Origin of the sequence: Croceicoccus estronivorus (genome assembly GCF_001625325.1) — a bacterium.
In the GTDB taxonomy this organism is placed as follows: domain Bacteria; phylum Pseudomonadota; class Alphaproteobacteria; order Sphingomonadales; family Sphingomonadaceae; genus Caenibius; species Caenibius estronivorus.
In genome coordinates, this window is record NZ_JRQQ01000013.1 from 1 (window position 1) to 16,519 (window position 16,519).

Consider the following 16,519-nt stretch of genomic DNA (forward strand, 5'->3'; position numbering starts at 1 on the left):
TCTGCCGCGCGAATATCTCCTCACGCAGCTTGTCCCAACCCTGATTGAACTTACCCTTGTAACGGTCGATATACTCTTGGGGCACCTGGATCGGCGCGTGGATTGCGCCGGTTGCAAGGTAGAGGAAAAACGGCTTGTCGGGCGTTACCGACTTCTGGGCCCTGATCCACTGGATCGAGTGATCGACCAGATCGTCGGTCAGGTGATAGTCCTTGCCTTCAGGGCGTAAGATCGGGGTAGTGCCATCATAGAGAGTGGGATCGAACTGGTCGGTCTCACCGCCCTGGAAACCGTAGAATTTCTCAAACCCTTCGCCGGTCGGCCAGCGGTCGAACGGCCCGCTTTGTGAGACTTCCCAATCGGGGGTCTGGTGCCATTTGCCGAATGCAGCCGTGCTGTAACCGTTCTCCCGCAGGATCTCGGCGATCGTGGCCGTGTCCTTCGCATGGAAACCCGAATAGCCAGGGCGTGAATCCGCTACGTTCATGACGGCGCCGATGCCCGTTGCATGCGGATTGCGCCCGGTCAGCAACGAAGCCCGGGTAGGTGAACAGATCGCGGTGGTGTGGAAACGATTGTAGCGCAGCCCCTCATTGGCCAGTTCGTCCAGAGCACGTGTTACTGCGGGCCCGCCGAAAGTGGATGCTGCACCGAAGCCCACATCGTCGAGCAGAACCAGAACGACATTGGGGGCACCCGCCGGTGCATGCCGTTGATAAGCGGCAGAAGGCGAGGGAGCGGGATCTTGCGCCAGGGCGCTGGATGTCATGCCGAACGACATCGCTCCAGCCGAAGCTGCCATGGCGAGCCATCCGGCCGTTTTGCGAAACCCGTTCCTTGTCATCCCTGATCCCTTCATTTTCTCATGGAGCAACACGCTCCTGTAATATACAGTATCGTACCATGCAGGTGTGATTTCGCAACCCGTGGCTTGGTTGGCCATGCAGATTTCCGTCGACCGCAGGCGGGCAGAATTGCAATGGTTCTGAGGCCTTGCTGAGCACGGCCGCACCAATTTTCGTGGGGTCTCGCCGTCGAAGAAACTGCCGGATGGCGCGAGGCTTTCCCTTGTGTACGGCATTGGTCTATGGCGTCCCGGAGCGGGATGCCTTGTTGAAAGGATGGATATTGCAAACCGAAACCGATCTTGCAGGCATGACGAAGATCGCAGGCGGAACCTTCACCATGGGATCGGAGCGATTCTATCCGGAGGAAGCCCCGCTGCGGAAAGTGCGCGTCGATACGTTCTGGATTGACGAAACCCCTGTCACCAATCGTGAATTTGCACGCTTCGTCGAAGCGACCGGTTACAAGACATTCGCTGAAACGGCACCGGACCCGGCAGACTATCCCGGGATGGACCCATCGCTGGCCAAGGCCGGATCACTGGTGTTCTTCAGGACCCCGACTCCGGTCGATACGAACGATTTTTCCCAATGGTGGAGATTCATGCCCGGTGCCGACTGGCGTCATCCGATTGGCCCGGACAGTTCGCTCGAAGGGCTGGAGGACCATCCGGTTGTCCATGTGGTTCATGAAGATGCGATGGCCTATGCCAAGTGGGCGGGCAAGTCGCTGCCAACGGAGGCTGAATTCGAATTCGCGGCGCGCGGCGGGTTGGAAGGCGCCGAATATGCCTGGGGCGATGAACTGGCCCCTGATGGTGCGATGCTGGCCAATTACTGGCAGGGGCTGTTCCCGTTTGCGAACCAAATGCTGGACGGATGGGAACGGACATCGCCGGTGCGCACCTATCCGGCCAATGGCTATGGCCTGTATGACATGATCGGCAATGTCTGGGAATGGACCGACGACTGGTATGGCCAGCCAGTGGTTGAGAAGAAAGCCAAGGGTGCCTGCTGCGTGGCCGAAAATCCGCGGGGCGGCCGGCCGCGTGACAGTTTTGATCCCTGCACCCCGGCGGTTCCGATCCCGCGCAAGGTGTTGAAGGGTGGTTCGCACTTGTGTGCGCCCAACTATTGCCAGCGTTATCGACCGGCGGCGCGACACCCGCAGCCGTTGGATACTTCGACCAGCCATGTCGGCTTTCGTTGCGTGGTACGCGATGCGGGCTAGAAAGGGCGGGGTGCGCAGTATCCCCAAGCTGGTTGCGCAGGATGACCAGTTGCACAGCATGGCGGCCCATGAGCCGGAGGCAATCCGGCGTCCATCGCTAGGATGGGCGTTGCTGGAGCCTGCACGCTTCGCCGCCGAACTGGGGCTGTTGGCGCTGACCGGGCCACTTCTTGCGACGTCGCCACGTGGTGACGGGCACCCGGTGATGGTCTTGCCCGGTTTTGCCGCGACGGATCATGGAACCATGCTGTTGCGCGAGTTTCTTTCGCTGATCGGGTATGAAGTGTTTCCCTGGAATCTGGGCTGGAACCTCGATCAGCACAGTGCGGGCGAAAATGGCGAATATGTCGCGCAGCGGATCGATGCGATTGCGGATCAGACCGGGCGCAAGGTCAGCCTTGTCGGATGGAGCCTGGGGGGAGTCATCGCACGCGAAGCGGCCCGGCGCGATTCGTCGCCGCTGCGGCAGGTCATTACTCTGGCGGGGCCGTTCGCGGGTAACCCGAGTGCGACCAGTTTGGCGATTCTCTATGAGATGATCACCGGGAACCGGCTTTCCAGTCCGGAACATCGGGAGCGTTATCGTTGCGGCCACCGGCCTCTGGCCGTGCCGTCCAGCGCGATTTTCAGCAAGAGCGACGGAGTCGTCGCATGGCAGAATTGCGTCAGCGAAACGGACGCGATCACTGAGAATATCGAGGTTTATTCAAGCCATAGCGGATTTTCGGTCAATCCTGCGGTGTTCTATGCTGTGGCGGACAGGCTGGCCCAGCCGGAGCAGGGATGGAGCAAGTTCGTTCCTTCGGGCCCCTACAGACATTTCTTTCCCGAAATGGGCTCCGCCCAGGGAAATTGATTCGTCTCAATGTCGGGTGGGGGCTGCTTTGCTCTAACCCCACCTATGTGGCCTTATTACCCCGATCTGCTGGACATGCCGGTGCCTCGTTACACCAGCTACCCGACCGCAGCCGAGTTCCGGGACGATGTCGGGCCGAGAGATTATGCCGAGGCGCTCAATGGCGCTTCCGGCGATATCTCACTGTACGTCCACATTCCATTCTGTGAATCGATCTGCTGGTATTGCGCCTGCAACACGGGGGCGGCCAATCGCCGGCAGCGGCTGGCCACTTATCTCGATTCATTGCATCACGAAATCGCATTGGTCGCGGCGCATTTGCCACGCGATGCGCGGGTCAGGCGGGTCGCTTTCGGCGGGGGGAGCCCCAACGCTATTTCTCCGGTCGATTTTGTCCGCTTGTTCAGCGAACTGGTCCTGCATTTTTCCCTGGAAAGCCCGGAGGTGTCGATTGAACTCGACCCACGGACTCTGTCCCCGGAATGGGGGAGCGTGATCGCGGGAATCGGCGCGACTCATGCCAGCATGGGCGTGCAGACTTTTGCCCCGCACCTGCAAAAAGCGATTGGCAGAATCCAGCCATTGGAGGCGATCCAGCGCAGTGTGGCGTTGTTGCGGGATGCGGGTATTACCTCACTCAATTTCGATCTCATGTATGGCCTGCCGGGGCAGTCGGACGCTGATCTGGAAGAGACCTTGCGGATTGCGAGCGCGATGGGGGCAAACCGTATCGCATTGTTCGGCTACGCCCATGTACCGCATCTAATCGCGCGGCAACGCCGGATCGACGGCAGTGCTCTTCCGAGCAAGGAAGAGCGCTTTATGATGGCGCAGAGTGGCTATCGCCAATTGACCGATGAAGGATACGATCCGATCGGGTTCGATCATTTTGCCTTGCCCGGCGATCCCTTGGCGCAAGCAGCGGTGAGCGGCAGGCTGCATCGCAATTTCCAGGGATTTACCGACGATGCGGCACCGGTGCTGATCGGTCTGGGTGCATCCGCCATCGGAAACTTTCCCGACCTTCTGGTTCAGAATGAGAAGAACAGTGGCCGTTACCGGATGATGTTGTCGCAGGATATTCTCCCGGCGGCCTTGGGCGTCTACCGTTCGGAGGAGGATCAGCGGCGCGGGCAAGTGATCGAGGCGCTGCTATGTCATGGCCGGGCAAGCATGGAACCGGACCTTGCCAGGCAGAGTGTTCCTGCGCTCGAACCCTATTTGCGTAAGGAGTTGTGCGCTTTTGCGGGCAACGAATTGACGATCCTGCCGGAAGGATTGCCTTATGCGCGCAGTATTGCCTCGCAGTTCGATCCCTATCGCCAACATTCCCCCCGTCGTTTCAGTTCGGCGATCTGACGAATTCGCGAGCATCGCCGGCACCTCGACAATCGGCGGAAGGGTGATTGCGATGTAGCCCGATTTACGACATGGCATGACCATGGTTTGGCGGTTCTGGGTCGATAGGGGCGGCACTTTCACCGATGTGGTGGCCCAAGAAGAAGGTGGCGCGCTCCACCGGATGAAATTGTTGTCGGAGGATCCGGGCCGATACGATGACGCCGCATTGGAAGCGATGCGGCGGATCACCGGGGCGGGCGAGGGACCGCTACCACCGGCGGAACTGCGGCTCGGAACCACGGTGGCCACGAATGCACTGCTGGAGCGCAAGGGCGAACCCGTACTGCTTGCGATAACTGCTGGGCTTGGCGATGCATTGCGGATCGCAACGCAGGATCGCCCTGACCTGTTTGCTCGCCAGATTATCCTGCCCGAACCGCTTTACGCCGATGTGGCTGAAATAGCGGAGCGGATCGGGGCCGATGGTAACGTGGTTCGTCCGCTGGATCGGGAACAGGCGGCATCGGCATTGCAGGCCGCCTACGACCGGGGCCTGCGGGCTGTTGCGATCGTTTTGATGCATGGCTACCGCCACACGGAACACGAGCAACGGCTGGCCGAAATGGCGCGCCGGATCGGCTTCACCCAGATCTCTACCAGTCATGAAGTGGCTTCGTTGATCAAATTGGTCGCACGGGGGCAGACTTGCGTGGCGGACGCCTACCTTTCGCCCGTTCTGCAACGCTATGTCCGGGGTCTGGAAGCCGGGTTGGGTGATGCTGTCGATGCGCTCTACATGCAATCGAACGGCGGCCTGACGGCAGGCGAGGCATTCCATGGCAAGGACGCCATTCTATCCGGACCGGCAGGCGGTATCGTAGGGATGGCGGCAACCGCGCGTGAGGCCGGTTTCGATCACGTGATCGGCTTCGACATGGGCGGGACTTCCACGGACGTGTCCCACTATGCGGGCATGTTTGAGCGTGACAACGAAGTCCAGGTCGCGGGAACTCGCATCAGGGCTCCGATGATGCGGATCAATACAGTGGCGGCGGGTGGTGGCTCGATCTGCCGTTTCGATGGGGTACGCTTCCTTGTCGGCCCGGAATCTGCCGGGGCTCAGCCGGGGCCGGCCTGCTACCGCAAGGGCGGCCCGCTGACAGTGACCGACTGCAACCTTCTTCTGGGCAAACTCCAGCCTGACCATTTCCCGCATGTGTTCGGCCAGAACGGGGACGAGCCTCTCGACCTCCGTGCGGCTGAGAGCCGAATGGATGCCATTCTGCGCGAAGTGGAGGCGGCAACCGGTCAGTGCTTCACCCGAGAGGCGGCGGCGGAGGGCTTTCTGCAAATTGCCGTCGCCAACATGGCCAATGCGATCAAGGCGATTTCCCTCAGGCGCGGGCATGACGTTACACGAGCCGCTCTGGTCTCTTTCGGAGGAGCAGGGGGGCAGCATGCCTGCCGGGTGGCGGATGCTCTGAGCATCGAAACAGTCGTCTGCCATCCCCTGGCAAGCCTGCTTTCGGCATATGGAATGGGGCTGGCTCAGCGCAGCCTCGTGCGGGAAACGACACTGCGCCTGCCACTGGATGAAGGGCATTGGGACGAAATCAGCGAAGAAGTCGAATGGCTGGGCAGGGAAGTGCAGGATGATCTGTCCGTACAATGTGGGGAAGGTGCCCGGCTGAGCCGCAATGCGGCGCTGCTCCTGCGACCGGAGGGAAGTGAGAGCGGGATCGAGGTGCCGTTCACTTCAATGCACGAGATGCAGTCCAAATTCGCGGCGCTGTGGCAGGCCCGGTTCGGCTTTACCGCAGAAGGACGGATCATTGCCGAAATGCTGCGGATGGAAGCGGTTGCCGATGAGAACCGTGCCGCAACGTCCCGCGTGAATTTGCCGGCGAAGTCAGCTGCGCCGGAGAGGGCGGTCACTCTATTTTCGGGTGGTGAGTTTCGAGAAGCTCCACTCCTTGGGCGCGAAACATTGGCGGAAGGCTTTTCGACGCTTGGGCCGGCCCTGATTGTCGATGATGTTTCAACCATCGTCGTCGAACCGGATTGGCAGGTCCGCGTGGATGCCATCGGCAACCTGATCCTCAGCCGTATCGCGAACGAAAAGTCGGGAAAAGCAGCCAGCACGGAAATGGACCCGGTACGGCTCGAAATCATGGGGGCCCTGTTCATGGCCGTGGCGGAGGAGATGGGCGCTACGCTTCAGCACAGTGCAAGTTCGGTGAACATCCGCGAACGGCTCGATTTCTCCTGCGCCATATTCGATCAGAGCGGCAATCTGGTCGCCAACGCGCCGCACATGCCTGTTCACCTCGGTTCCATGGGGGAGAGTGTGCGGACCATTCTTGCCCGCCGGGGTGATGGGCGGGACAGGCGCGGTATTCGCCATGGCGATGTCTATGCGTTGAATGCGCCTTATGATGGCGGAACGCACTTGCCCGATATTACGGTGATCATGCCGGTATTTGCGGATGAGACAGAGCGGGAGCCGGCATGGTTTGTGGCGGCACGTGGGCATCATGCGGATATCGGTGGGATCGCGCCGGGATCCATGCCCGCGAACAGCCGCACCGTGGGCGAAGAAGGCGTGCTGATCGAGAATTTCCTGCTGGTCGAACAGGGGCGCCTGCGCGAGCCTGAATTGCGGGATCTGCTGGCGTCAGGCGCTTGGCCAGCGAGGAATCCCGACCGCAATCTGGACGATTTGAGGGCCCAGATCGCGGCTTGCGCCAAGGGTGCCGCAGAACTGCGCCGTATCGCTGCGGAACAGGGGCGCCCGGTGGTCGATGCCTATATGGGGCATGTGCAGGACGCGGCGGAAGAGGCGGTTCGCGCATTGCTCGGGCGGCTCACGGATGGAACATTCAGTTGTCCGATGGACAATGGCGCAGAGGTCGTCGCAGCGATCCGGATCGACCATGCGGCGAGAGAGGCGGTGATCGACTTTACCGGTACCAGCGCCCAGCTCGCGGACAATTTCAACGCACCCCTGCCGGTGGTGCGGGCGGCTGTCCTCTATGTCGTGAGGACTCTGGTCGACGATGCGGTGCCCATGAACGAGGGATGCCTTCGCCCCCTGCGCATCGTGGTGCCGGACGGCTCCATGCTTCATCCCCACGCTCCTGCCGCTGTGGTGGCGGGCAATGTCGAAACCAGCCAGATCGTAACCGATGCATTGTTCGGTGCTTTGGGGGCATTGGCCGCTTCGCAGGGGACGATGAACAACTTCACTTTCGGTAACGAACGCCATCAATATTACGAGACGATCGCGGGCGGTTCCGGTGCGGGACCGGGCTTCGCGGGGGCCGATGCAGTGCAGACGCATATGACCAACAGCCGGCTGACCGATCCCGAAGTGCTGGAAAGCGCCTTTCCCGTGCGGTTGGAGCGTTTTGCCATCCGGCGCGGTTCGGGCGGGCCAGGGCGATGGCGCGGAGGCGATGGCGTTATTCGCGCGATCCGCTTCCTTGAGCCGATGACAGCCGATATTCTTTCAGGCCGACGCGTGGTCACGCCTTTCGGCCTTGACGGAGGAGGCGATGGTGCGCCGGGTATCAATCGTCTGGAACGTGAAAATGGCAAGGTCGAGATCCTTGCGTCGTCCGCGACGGTTGAGGCTCAGCCGGGCGACCTGATGATGATCGAAACACCAGGCGGCGGCGGGTACGGCACGAAGCGTTGATATTCCCGGCTTGTGGATCGAGCGAAGGGCGCCCACCTTGCAGGGCCCGAGGCAAGCCATTTGCTGGGTAAAGGAGTTGCCATGTATATTGCGATGAACCGATTTCAGGTCATGCGGGGTCACGAGGACGCATTCGAAAAGGTCTGGACCTCGCGCGATACCTTTCTTGCCGGTGTACCGGGTTTTGTGGAGTTCCACCTCCTGCGCGGTCCGGAGGCAGAAGACCACACCCTGTTTGCCTCTCACACCGTCTGGCGCTCGCGCGAGGATTTCGAGGCGTGGACCAGGTCCGAGGCGTTTCGCATGGCACATCGCGGTGCGGGTGAGAACAAACCGCTCTATCTCGGCCATCCGCGGTTCGAAGGGTTCGAAGTGGTGCAGACAGTGGCTCCGGCACAGGCTGCAACCTGATAGCGGGAAGAGTCGGCCGGACTATCCGGTGAAGCCGGGGCCAAGCAGCATGAGCAACCGGACATCGATGGCTTTTCCATCCTTGCGTTGATCGGCCACGAAGCGGGAAAGCTCTGACAATGGCACGCGGTGGGGTACGATATTTTCGTCGTCCACCCCTCCTCCGTCTCCGACTTTTTCCAGGCCACTGGCCCGGATCAAATGGAAGCTCTCGCTGACCATGCCGGGCGAGGAGTAGAACTCACCGCAGTCCTCCAGCTTGGCCGCGCGGTAGCCAGTCTCTTCTTCAAGTTCGCGTCCGGCAGCGGCAAGTGCATCTTCGCCATCGAAGGCATCATGGTCGCCGATCAGACCTGCCGGCAATTCAATGCAGAAGCGGCCGAGCGGCACACGGTATTGTTCGACGAGAATGACGTGATCGTCTTCCACCGCCAGGATCACAGCTGCCCGGATTCCGCGTGAACGCGACACGTATTCCCAACGGCCCTTGGTCTTTGCGGTAATGAAGCGGCCTTCCCAGACGACATTCTCGGGGGCGTCGGCATCGCGATGGTTCATATTTCGATCAATCTGTCCGGCAATTCGTTTACATCTTCGGCGTCGGAGGGAAAATGCGCGGCCAGAACGGCCCCGACGCGTTCCACGGCAGCCGACATCCCTTCTGCAACCCTGTCTTGCTTCAGTTCGGTGAGCATCGCCGCCATGGCATCGCCCCATACGGCAGGGTCGACCCTGCTGGCGATTGCCTCGTCCGCAATAATTTCAGCGCGATGTTCGCGCATGGAAAGGTAAATCAGGATACCGGTGCGGCCATGGGTCCGCCGTTCCGCTCCGATGCGGAAGGCCGCCAAGGCCCGATCATGTACCCGTGCATCTTTGATCTGCCCTGGGACGAGAGCAAACTTCAGCGGTTGCCACAGTTGCAGCAACCAGACAGCGGCGAATTTCACGATCCCAAGCGCCGCCGCGAGAGCGAATGCGTGAGCCGCTGTCCATTCGCTGTTCCAGCGGCCACTTATCAGTTCAAGCTTGGACAGGAAAAAGCTAGGCCACAGGGAAACGACCGTTAGTGCCGTGAAAGCCGCGAATGCGGCCCAGGCCAAGGCAATATCGCCATAACCGTCGGAACGATCGGTAAGGATCGTCACGATTTCGCCTGAAGTGTTCTCTTCCGCCTTGGAGACCGCTTCGCTGATGCGCTGGCGACCGGCATCGTTGAGCGGAGATGATGTGTTGTGCATCGTCATCCCTTACCAGCGTCCGCTCGCGCCGCCGCCGCCGAAGCTGCCGCCACCACCGGAAAATCCACCGCCAAAGCCGCCTGAGCTGCGACCGCCGGAAAACCCGCCGGGAAACAGGATTACCGGCCCGGCACCGCGCCTGCGGCGACCGCCGCCGCGAATGATCGGCAGGACGAAGAAGAAGAAAATGAACCCAAGCCAGATCAGCAGGCCGAAGGGAAAGGGGCCCTCCTGACGGCGCTCATCGGCCTTGGCCGCAATCTGCCGGGCCTCTTCTTCCGGCAGGGTCAGCTGCTTGATGATCGCATCGGTCCCGGCGACAATCCCGCCCGGCATGTCACCGGCTTTGAAGCGAGGCAGGATGTCGTTGTTGATGATGAGGAACGACATACCGTCCGTGAGCACCGGTTCCAGACCATACCCGACCTCGATCCGCACCTGGCGGTCGGAAGGTGCGACGATCAGCAGGGCACCGTCATTGCGCTCCTTGCTGCCGATGCCCCAGTGCCTGCCGAGGCGATAGCCGTAGTCCGAAATTTCGTAGCCTTGCAGACTGGGGATCGTTGCGACAACCAGTTGGCGTTGGGACTGCTGTCCCAGCGCTTCCAGCTTGGCAGTCAGTTGCGCCTCCACATCGGGAGGGATGACGTTCGCCGCATCGACCACACGTCCGGTGAGCGGGGGAAATTCCTGCGCGACAGCCAGCCCGGGCCAGGCCAGAGCCACTAGCAGCACGAGCATGGTACGCCGGAACACGGCGATTACAGGAGGGGCGTTGCTCAAATCTTCCCTTCAAGGCTGGGTGCGACTTCGGCGCCTGGTGTTGCCGCCTGATAGGGGACCATCGGCTTTGCGCCGTAGATCAGCTTGGCGGCTATGATCGCGGGAAAGGTGCGGACTGTGGTATTATAGTTCTGCACGGCCTGATTGTAATCACGAATGGCGATGCGGACCCGGTTTTCCTGCCCTTCCAGCTGACTTTGCAGCATCTGGTAATTGGTGATGCTCTTGAGCTCGGGATAGCGCTCCACATTGACGAGCAGGCGCCCAAACCCGGCCAGCGACTGGGAGAATTGCTCCTGCGCCGCCTGGAACTGGGCCATCTTGGCCGGATCGGTGAGATCGTCAGCCGATATCTGGATGCTGGTGGCCTTGGCACGTGCTTCGATCACACCGGTCAGGATGCCCTTTTCCTGCTCGGCAGCGCCCTTGGCCACGGCGGCGAGATTGGGAACAAGATTGGCACGTTCCTGAAATGCGGCCTGTACGTCCGCCCAGCGGGCCTTGGCGTTTTCTTCCGCCGTGGGCACGGAATTGATGCCGCAGGCAGCCAGGGCGAAAGCCGTGAAGGCAACGAGGATGTTTCGGAGAAGCGACACAGGGCGTGACATGGACGGGATTCCTCTCGTTAGGCGCGCGGCTTCCCGCGTGGTGTTGCGAAGATAGCGAGCCGTGTGCCCGGCGCAAGGTGAGGATGGGCCGATAGCCCCGATAGCTTGAGATGTCCCGACGTTGGTGGCAGGGTCTTTGCCTGGATCGTTGGAGGAACAGGAGAAAGCATGCTCAAGGAATTCAGGGAGTTCATCGCCAAAGGCAATGTCCTCGACCTGGCTGTGGCCGTGATCATCGGTGGGGCGTTCAGTTCGATCGTCAAGTCGCTGACGGATAACGTGATCATGCCGATCGTCGGTGCGATCTTCGGTGGAGCCGATTTCTCCAACTATTTCATTCTGCTCAGCACGCCGGACGGTTACGAGGGATCGCTGACCGATTTCGCCGCCCTGCAGGAAGCGGGTGCGGTCATGATCGGATACGGCGCCTTTGTTACCGCCGTGATCAATTTCGTGATTCTTGCCTTCATCATTTTCCTGATGGTCCGGACTGCCAACAGAATGATGAAAAAGCAGGAAGAAGCAGCTCCGCCGCCGCCTGCCGGGCCAAGCGAGATCGATTTGCTGATCGAGATCCGCGACGCGTTGAAGAAGTAATCCGCAGTCACTTCACATTAAGCCGGCATTCCCTATATAGGGCGTGCCGGTTTCGATCGGCTATGACGATAAATTGCGGCGTGCAATAGGCACAGCGGACCCGGGGGCAGTACCCGGCGGCTCCACCACCTCTCCTGATTGTCACGGGGGAAATGTTGGGGCCGAACCAGGATCGACGTGTGTTGAAAGACGTTGTTTTCGTCCGGGCTGAGTAACCCGTTAAAGGCTCAAAACTCACAAGTGCCAATGACAATGAAGCACTCGCTCTCGCTGCGTAATTTTAAGGCCTAACGGCCTGACCTTACAAAGCTAAAGCGCGGTTGGACCCACCGGGCAACAGAAGCGGATTCCGGGGGCCCGGGGGTGCCTAGCAACAGAAACCCCCACCCTCCCTTCATATGGATGCAAAGGGCAGGTGCCCGGTAATGGCCGTTCGTAACGGGGCAGGGCCTGCGTGGGTGTGAACGAGCGGCGCGTGTGACCGGGTCAGGCCTCGCTTTCGGCCTCGCGCAATCGCTTCTCATGTTTGAGGCAGTCGAGGATCTTACCCCCGGCCATGAAAACCGCTCCGGTGCAGGCGAGAAACAGCGCTTTGCCGCCCCAGCCCGGATATTGGCCAAGATAGACGATTCCTCGTTCGCATGCGCCCAAGGCAAGCGCGTAGATGATCAGGAAGGCTTCCAATCGCGTCTTGATGATGAACAGCCTGCCGATCTTCCGAACCATGGTTACCTCTCGTTAGGCATGTTGCCCAGCAACGATCATGCCAGTCGCCAATCGCCGCGCAAAGTCTTGGTTAACACGAAATCAACTGTAAGTTATCCCGACGCTTCGGCATGTCTCCGCATATCGTGGAGCTACAGTTTCACCCTTGCCCTGCGGGGCGCGATGGGCCATAGGCGCGACGCTTCTTCCCCGGGGCATGTCTTGACTTCGTACCGGTCTTTCCATGACTGGTCTCAATGCTATGTCGAAGGGGTATTTCCATGAACGAACGGATCGAACACGCGGGACTGAAGGTCGATGCGGGGCTTGCTGCATTCGTTGAACAGGCCGTGCTGCCACCGCTGGGTCTCGATGCGGAGAGTTTCTGGCAAGGGCTGGCCTCGATCTGCGAACATTTCGTTCCGCGCAATTGTGATCTGCTGGCAAAGCGGGATGCGCTGCAGGCCCAACTCGATGCCTGGCATATGGAGCGGGCCGGGCAACCGCATGATGCCGCAGGTTACAAGGCGTTCCTTGCCGAGATTGGTTATCTTGTTCCGGAACCGGAAGACTTCGTCATCGGTACGCAGAATGTCGATCCGGAAATCGCTACCATGGCGGGACCGCAGCTGGTGGTGCCGGTTCTAAACGAACGATTTGCACTCAACGCGGCCAATGCCCGTTGGGGCAGCCTCTACGATGCCTTCTACGGTACGGATGCGCTCGATGCCCCGGCGGCGAAGCCGGGTGGCTATGATCCGGAACGCGGTGCTGCGGTCATCAAGCGGGTCCGCCGTTTCCTGAATGAAACCATTCCCGGCTGGGAAGCGGCTTTGACAGGAGGTGAATGCCCGCACGCGTTCGCCACGCGTGACGGTAATCCAGCCAATGGCGTCATGTTCACCAATAACGGTCTGCATATCGAATTGGTGATTGATCGCGAAAACCCGATCGGTGCGACGGACCCCTTGGGCATTGCCGACGTGATCATGGAATCCGCGCTGACCACCATTATCGACATGGAGGATTCGGTCGCGGCGGTCGATGGTGAAGACAAGCGCCATGCCTATGCGAACTGGCTGGGGCTGATGCGGGGCGATTTGTCGGCCAGTTTCGACAAGGGCGGCCGGACCATCACGCGCGAACTGGAAGCTGACCGCGAATGGATCGCGGCCTCAGGTTCCAAGTTCACCTTGCCCGGTCGCAGCCTGTTGTTCGTGCGTAATGTCGGGCACCTGATGACCAGCCCCGCGATCCTGTTGCCCGACGGTTCGGAAATTCCGGAAGGGATCATGGATGCGGTCATGACCAGCACGATCGCGAAGCACGATCTCGACGGTCTGGGTCGTTATAGTAACAGCCGTGAGGGCAGCATCTACATTGTGAAGCCCAAGATGCATGGCCCGGAAGAGGCCGCATTCACGAACGACCTGTTCGATGCGGTCGAGGATATGCTGGGCCTTGCCCGCCACACGATCAAGGTTGGCGTGATGGACGAGGAACGGCGCACCAGTGCCAATCTCGCGGCATGTATCCGGGCAGTTAAGGACCGGATCGTATTCATCAACACCGGTTTCCTCGATCGGACCGGTGATGAAATCCACACGTCGATGCGGGCCGGCCCGATGATCCGCAAGGGCGCGATCAAGAATTCAGTGTGGATCGACGCCTATGAAAAACGCAATGTCGCCATCGGTTTGAAGCATGGCTTGTCCGGCAAGGCGCAGATCGGCAAGGGTATGTGGTCCGCACCCGACCGGATGGCCGATATGCTGGACCAGAAAATCGGCCATCCGATGACGGGCGCCAACACCGCATGGGTACCGTCCCCTACGGCAGCGACCCTGCATGCGCTTCATTACCACAAGGTCGATGTCTTTGACCGGCAAGGCGAAGTTGCAAAGGGCGGTATTCCACCGATCGAGGCGTTGCTGACCATCCCGTTGGCCGAAGGCACCAATTGGTCGGAAGAGGAAGTGCGCGAAGAGCTCGACAACAACGCGCAGGGATTGCTCGGTTACGTCGTGCGCTGGATCGATCAGGGCGTGGGTTGCTCCAAAGTGCCTGACATCAACGATGTCGGGCTGATGGAAGACCGCGCGACTTTGCGCATCTCCAGTCAGCACATGGCAAACTGGCTGCTGCACGGCGTCTGCACGAAAGAGCAGGTCATGGACTCGCTGCACCGTATGGCGGCCAAGGTCGATGCGCAGAATGCCGGTGATCCGCTCTATGAGCCGATGGCAGGCAATTGGGATGGCAGCATGGCGTTCCAGGCCGCATGTGATCTGGTGTTTAAGGGTGTCGAGCAGCCCAGCGGTTACACGGAACCGTTGCTGCACGCCTGGCGGCGCAAGAAGAAAGCTGCGGCAGCCTAGCTCAGAGCTTTTGCCACTGCCACGAATTCCGCAACGCTCAGCGTCTCGGCACGGCGTTGCGGATCGATCCCCAGGCGTTCGAGCGCGTCGACTGCATTGGGTAACCCCTTGAGGCTTTGTCGCAGCATCTTGCGGCGTTGCCCGAAAGCGGCTTCCGTCACGCGTTCCAGAATACGGGCAGAGACCCCTTCCGGCATGGGCGCGGGGGTAACGTGAATGATCGCGCTCATGACTTTGGGTGGCGGCGTGAAGGCGCTGCGATGGACTTTCATGGCCAGCTTTGCAGTCGATCGCCACTGGGCCAGCACGGACAATCGCCCATAGGCGGAACTGCCAGGCTGGGCAGCGATGCGCTGAGCAACTTCCTGCTGGAACATCAGGGTCAGGGATGACCACTGTGGCGGCCAGCTTTCGCCGGATAGCCAACCGGTGAACAGCGCCGTGCCGACATTATAGGGCAGGTTCGCCACAATGGCATAAGGCTCGTCGAACAGGCTTGCCGGGTCGATTGCCATTGCATCGCCTTCGATCACCTTCAACTGGCCGGGAAATGCCTCTCCCAATTCGGCAAGTGCGGGCAGGCAACGTCGATCCATTTCGATGGCTGACACGCGGGCGCCAGCCCGCAGCAGCGCGCGCGTAAGCCCCCCTGGTCCCGGCCCGATTTCCAGCACTGGCTTGCCCTTCAGAGAGCCGGGTATGGCCGCGATACGATCAAGCAATTGTTCGTCGAGGAGGAAGTTCTGGCCGAGCGCTTTTGACGCCGACAGACCGTGCCGGGCGATCACTTCGCGGATGGGGGGCAATGCAGACACTATTCGCTGTGCCCCTGCCGACGGAAGGCGGCTTCACCAGCCAAACGAATTGCGGCAATCAATGCGCCCGGATCGGCCTGTTTGCGGCCGGCGATGGCGAAAGCGGTGCCGTGGTCGGGCGAGGTACGTACGATCGGCAATCCCAGTGTCATGTTGACGCCGTTGTCGAAGTCGAGCGCCTTGAGCGGGATCAGGGCCTGATCGTGATACATGCAGATGGCCACATCGAATGTCTCGCGGGCATGGGGAGCAAACAACGAGTCCGCCGGGTGGGGCCCGGTCGCGTCAATGCCCTCATCGCGCAAGGCAGCGATAGCAGGGGCGACAATCAGCCCTTCCTCGTCACCGAAGCGGCCTTCTTCCCCGGCATGAGGATTAAGCGCACAGATCGCCAGCCGCGGCTGTGCGATGCCGAGATCCCTGCGCAATCCCTCTGCTGTAATCCGCGCGCGATTGCGGATCAGATCGACGGAAAGGAGGCCGGGGACATCGGCAAGTGCGCAATGAACGGTTAGCGGAACAGTCCTGAGCCTTGGTCCGGCAAGCAGCATCACGGCATCCTGTGCGGCGATGTTGCAGGCTGCGGCTACGAATTCGGTCTGACCGGGATAATGGAAACCCACTTCCGCCAACCGGGCCTTGGCGATGGGCCCGGTCATTATGCCCGATGCGAAACCGTTGATGGCAAGTTCGGTCGCACGCGTCAGAGAAAACAGGGCGAGGCGGGCACCATCTGTGCTGGGCTGGCCAGGGCGATATTCGGTGTCTTCCTCACCCAGGACGGGCAGGGCGTGAGGGAATACCGCAATGGCTTCGGCTGGATCGGTAATCTGCTGTATGGGCACTGCAAGCCCGCGGGTTTTGGCCGCGGCTGCGAGCAGGCCTGCGCCGCCGACGGCAAAATAGCCAGGCAAGGCTTCTTTATCCCGCCGGACCCATGCCTCACACACCAATTCCGGCCCGACGCCGGCGGGATCGCCTAGCGAAACCGCAAGCGCGGGGCCGTTCATA

General features: G+C 60.7%; 15 protein-coding genes and 1 other RNA gene. 8 read left to right on the plus strand and 8 right to left on the minus strand.

Annotated features, from left to right (window positions below; translation table 11 throughout):
* A partial coding sequence (locus MB02_RS16025) for a sulfatase-like hydrolase/transferase (RefSeq protein ID WP_235829551.1) occupies window positions 1-844 on the minus strand: 844 nt, incomplete at its 3' end.
* 311 nt (window positions 845-1,155) lie between these two features.
* On the opposite strand from MB02_RS16025, the gene MB02_RS16030 reads away from it, so the two are divergent.
* The 5 genes from MB02_RS16030 (at window position 1,156) to MB02_RS16050 (ending at window position 8,381) form a co-directional block, all read left to right on the plus strand.
* Window positions 1,156-2,076 (plus strand): formylglycine-generating enzyme family protein, encoded by a 921-nt coding sequence (locus tag MB02_RS16030; RefSeq protein ID WP_067540302.1) that lies wholly within the window; start codon window positions 1,156-1,158, stop codon window positions 2,074-2,076.
* 10 nt (window positions 2,077-2,086) lie between these two features.
* A complete protein-coding gene (locus MB02_RS16035; protein ID WP_235829552.1) occupies window positions 2,087-2,932 on the plus strand; it encodes an esterase/lipase family protein in 846 nt (281 codons plus the stop codon).
* 45 nt (window positions 2,933-2,977) lie between these two features.
* A complete protein-coding gene (hemN, locus tag MB02_RS16040; protein ID WP_067540162.1) occupies window positions 2,978-4,291 on the plus strand; it encodes an oxygen-independent coproporphyrinogen III oxidase in 1,314 nt (437 codons plus the stop codon).
* An 82-nt stretch (window positions 4,292-4,373) separates the two neighbouring features.
* On the plus strand, window positions 4,374-7,970 hold the full coding sequence (locus tag MB02_RS16045) for a hydantoinase B/oxoprolinase family protein (RefSeq protein WP_067540309.1): 3,597 nt from the start codon (window positions 4,374-4,376) through the stop codon (window positions 7,968-7,970).
* A gap of 81 nt (window positions 7,971-8,051) precedes the next feature.
* Window positions 8,052-8,381 carry an antibiotic biosynthesis monooxygenase family protein gene (locus MB02_RS16050; protein WP_067540165.1) on the plus strand — a complete coding sequence of 110 codons (330 nt, stop codon included), beginning with the start codon at window positions 8,052-8,054 and terminating at the stop codon, window positions 8,379-8,381.
* A gap of 21 nt (window positions 8,382-8,402) precedes the next feature.
* On the opposite strand, the gene MB02_RS16055 is transcribed toward MB02_RS16050, so the two are convergent.
* The 4 genes from MB02_RS16055 to MB02_RS16070 are packed head-to-tail and all read right to left on the minus strand — an operon-like array spanning window position 8,403 to window position 11,013.
* A complete protein-coding gene (locus MB02_RS16055) occupies window positions 8,403-8,939 on the minus strand; it encodes an NUDIX hydrolase (RefSeq protein ID WP_067540168.1) in 537 nt (178 codons plus the stop codon).
* Window positions 8,936-9,622 (minus strand): TPM domain-containing protein, encoded by a 687-nt coding sequence (locus tag MB02_RS16060; RefSeq protein ID WP_067540312.1) that lies wholly within the window; start codon window positions 9,620-9,622, stop codon window positions 8,936-8,938. Before MB02_RS16060 ends, MB02_RS16055 begins: the two co-directional genes overlap by 4 nt.
* A gap of 9 nt (window positions 9,623-9,631) precedes the next feature.
* Window positions 9,632-10,363 (minus strand): TPM domain-containing protein, encoded by a 732-nt coding sequence (locus MB02_RS16065; RefSeq protein WP_067540315.1) that lies wholly within the window; start codon window positions 10,361-10,363, stop codon window positions 9,632-9,634.
* A gap of 38 nt (window positions 10,364-10,401) precedes the next feature.
* Window positions 10,402-11,013, minus strand: coding sequence for a LemA family protein (locus tag MB02_RS16070; RefSeq protein WP_067540172.1), 612 nt, complete (start codon window positions 11,011-11,013; stop codon window positions 10,402-10,404).
* Window positions 11,014-11,181: 168 nt separating this feature from the next.
* Here MB02_RS16070 and mscL point away from each other — a divergent pair, with 168 nt between their 5' ends.
* Window positions 11,182-11,610 (plus strand): large conductance mechanosensitive channel protein MscL, encoded by a 429-nt coding sequence (gene mscL / locus MB02_RS16075; RefSeq protein WP_067540175.1) that lies wholly within the window; start codon window positions 11,182-11,184, stop codon window positions 11,608-11,610.
* A gap of 7 nt (window positions 11,611-11,617) precedes the next feature.
* Window positions 11,618-11,961, plus strand: a transfer-messenger RNA (tmRNA) gene (gene ssrA, locus MB02_RS16080).
* 135 nt (window positions 11,962-12,096) lie between these two features.
* Here the strand turns inward: ssrA and MB02_RS16085 are convergent.
* Complete coding sequence (locus MB02_RS16085; RefSeq protein ID WP_067540178.1) at window positions 12,097-12,336, minus strand: hypothetical protein; 240 nt, start codon at window positions 12,334-12,336, stop codon at window positions 12,097-12,099.
* 260 nt (window positions 12,337-12,596) lie between these two features.
* Between MB02_RS16085 and MB02_RS16090 the strand changes: the two genes are divergently transcribed.
* Window positions 12,597-14,693, plus strand: coding sequence for a malate synthase G (locus MB02_RS16090; protein ID WP_067540181.1), 2,097 nt, complete (start codon window positions 12,597-12,599; stop codon window positions 14,691-14,693).
* On the opposite strand, the gene rsmA is transcribed toward MB02_RS16090, so the two are convergent.
* Together rsmA and pdxA are read right to left on the minus strand one after the other, a co-directional pair.
* Window positions 14,690-15,508: a 16S rRNA (adenine(1518)-N(6)/adenine(1519)-N(6))-dimethyltransferase RsmA gene (rsmA, locus tag MB02_RS16095; RefSeq protein ID WP_067540185.1), complete on the minus strand. Its 819-nt coding sequence runs from the start codon at window positions 15,506-15,508 to the stop codon at window positions 14,690-14,692. The genes MB02_RS16090 and rsmA overlap by 4 nt on opposite strands.
* Entirely contained in the window at window positions 15,508-16,518 is a 1,011-nt protein-coding gene (gene pdxA / locus MB02_RS16100) for a 4-hydroxythreonine-4-phosphate dehydrogenase PdxA (protein ID WP_067540188.1), read from the minus strand. Before pdxA ends, rsmA begins: the two co-directional genes overlap by 1 nt.
* Between the last annotated feature and the right edge of the window lies 1 nt (window position 16,519).

Coding starts and splice junctions, on each gene's coding strand:
- MB02_RS16030 (WP_067540302.1), top strand. CDS start 1,156: ATGACGAAGATCGCAGGCGGAACCTTCACCATGGGATCGGAGCGATTC.
- hemN (WP_067540162.1), top strand. CDS start 2,978: ATGTGGCCTTATTACCCCGATCTGCTGGACATGCCGGTGCCTCGTTAC.
- MB02_RS16045 (WP_067540309.1), top strand. CDS start 4,374: ATGGTTTGGCGGTTCTGGGTCGATAGGGGCGGCACTTTCACCGATGTG.
- MB02_RS16050 (WP_067540165.1), top strand. CDS start 8,052: ATGTATATTGCGATGAACCGATTTCAGGTCATGCGGGGTCACGAGGAC.
- MB02_RS16055 (WP_067540168.1), bottom strand. CDS start 8,939: ATGAACCATCGCGATGCCGACGCCCCCGAGAATGTCGTCTGGGAAGGC.
- MB02_RS16060 (WP_067540312.1), bottom strand. CDS start 9,622: ATGCACAACACATCATCTCCGCTCAACGATGCCGGTCGCCAGCGCATC.
- MB02_RS16065 (WP_067540315.1), bottom strand. CDS start 10,363: ATGCTCGTGCTGCTAGTGGCTCTGGCCTGGCCCGGGCTGGCTGTCGCG.
- MB02_RS16070 (WP_067540172.1), bottom strand. CDS start 11,013: ATGTCACGCCCTGTGTCGCTTCTCCGAAACATCCTCGTTGCCTTCACG.
- mscL (WP_067540175.1), top strand. CDS start 11,182: ATGCTCAAGGAATTCAGGGAGTTCATCGCCAAAGGCAATGTCCTCGAC.
- MB02_RS16085 (WP_067540178.1), bottom strand. CDS start 12,336: ATGGTTCGGAAGATCGGCAGGCTGTTCATCATCAAGACGCGATTGGAA.
- MB02_RS16090 (WP_067540181.1), top strand. CDS start 12,597: ATGAACGAACGGATCGAACACGCGGGACTGAAGGTCGATGCGGGGCTT.
- pdxA (WP_067540188.1), bottom strand. CDS start 16,518: ATGAACGGCCCCGCGCTTGCGGTTTCGCTAGGCGATCCCGCCGGCGTC.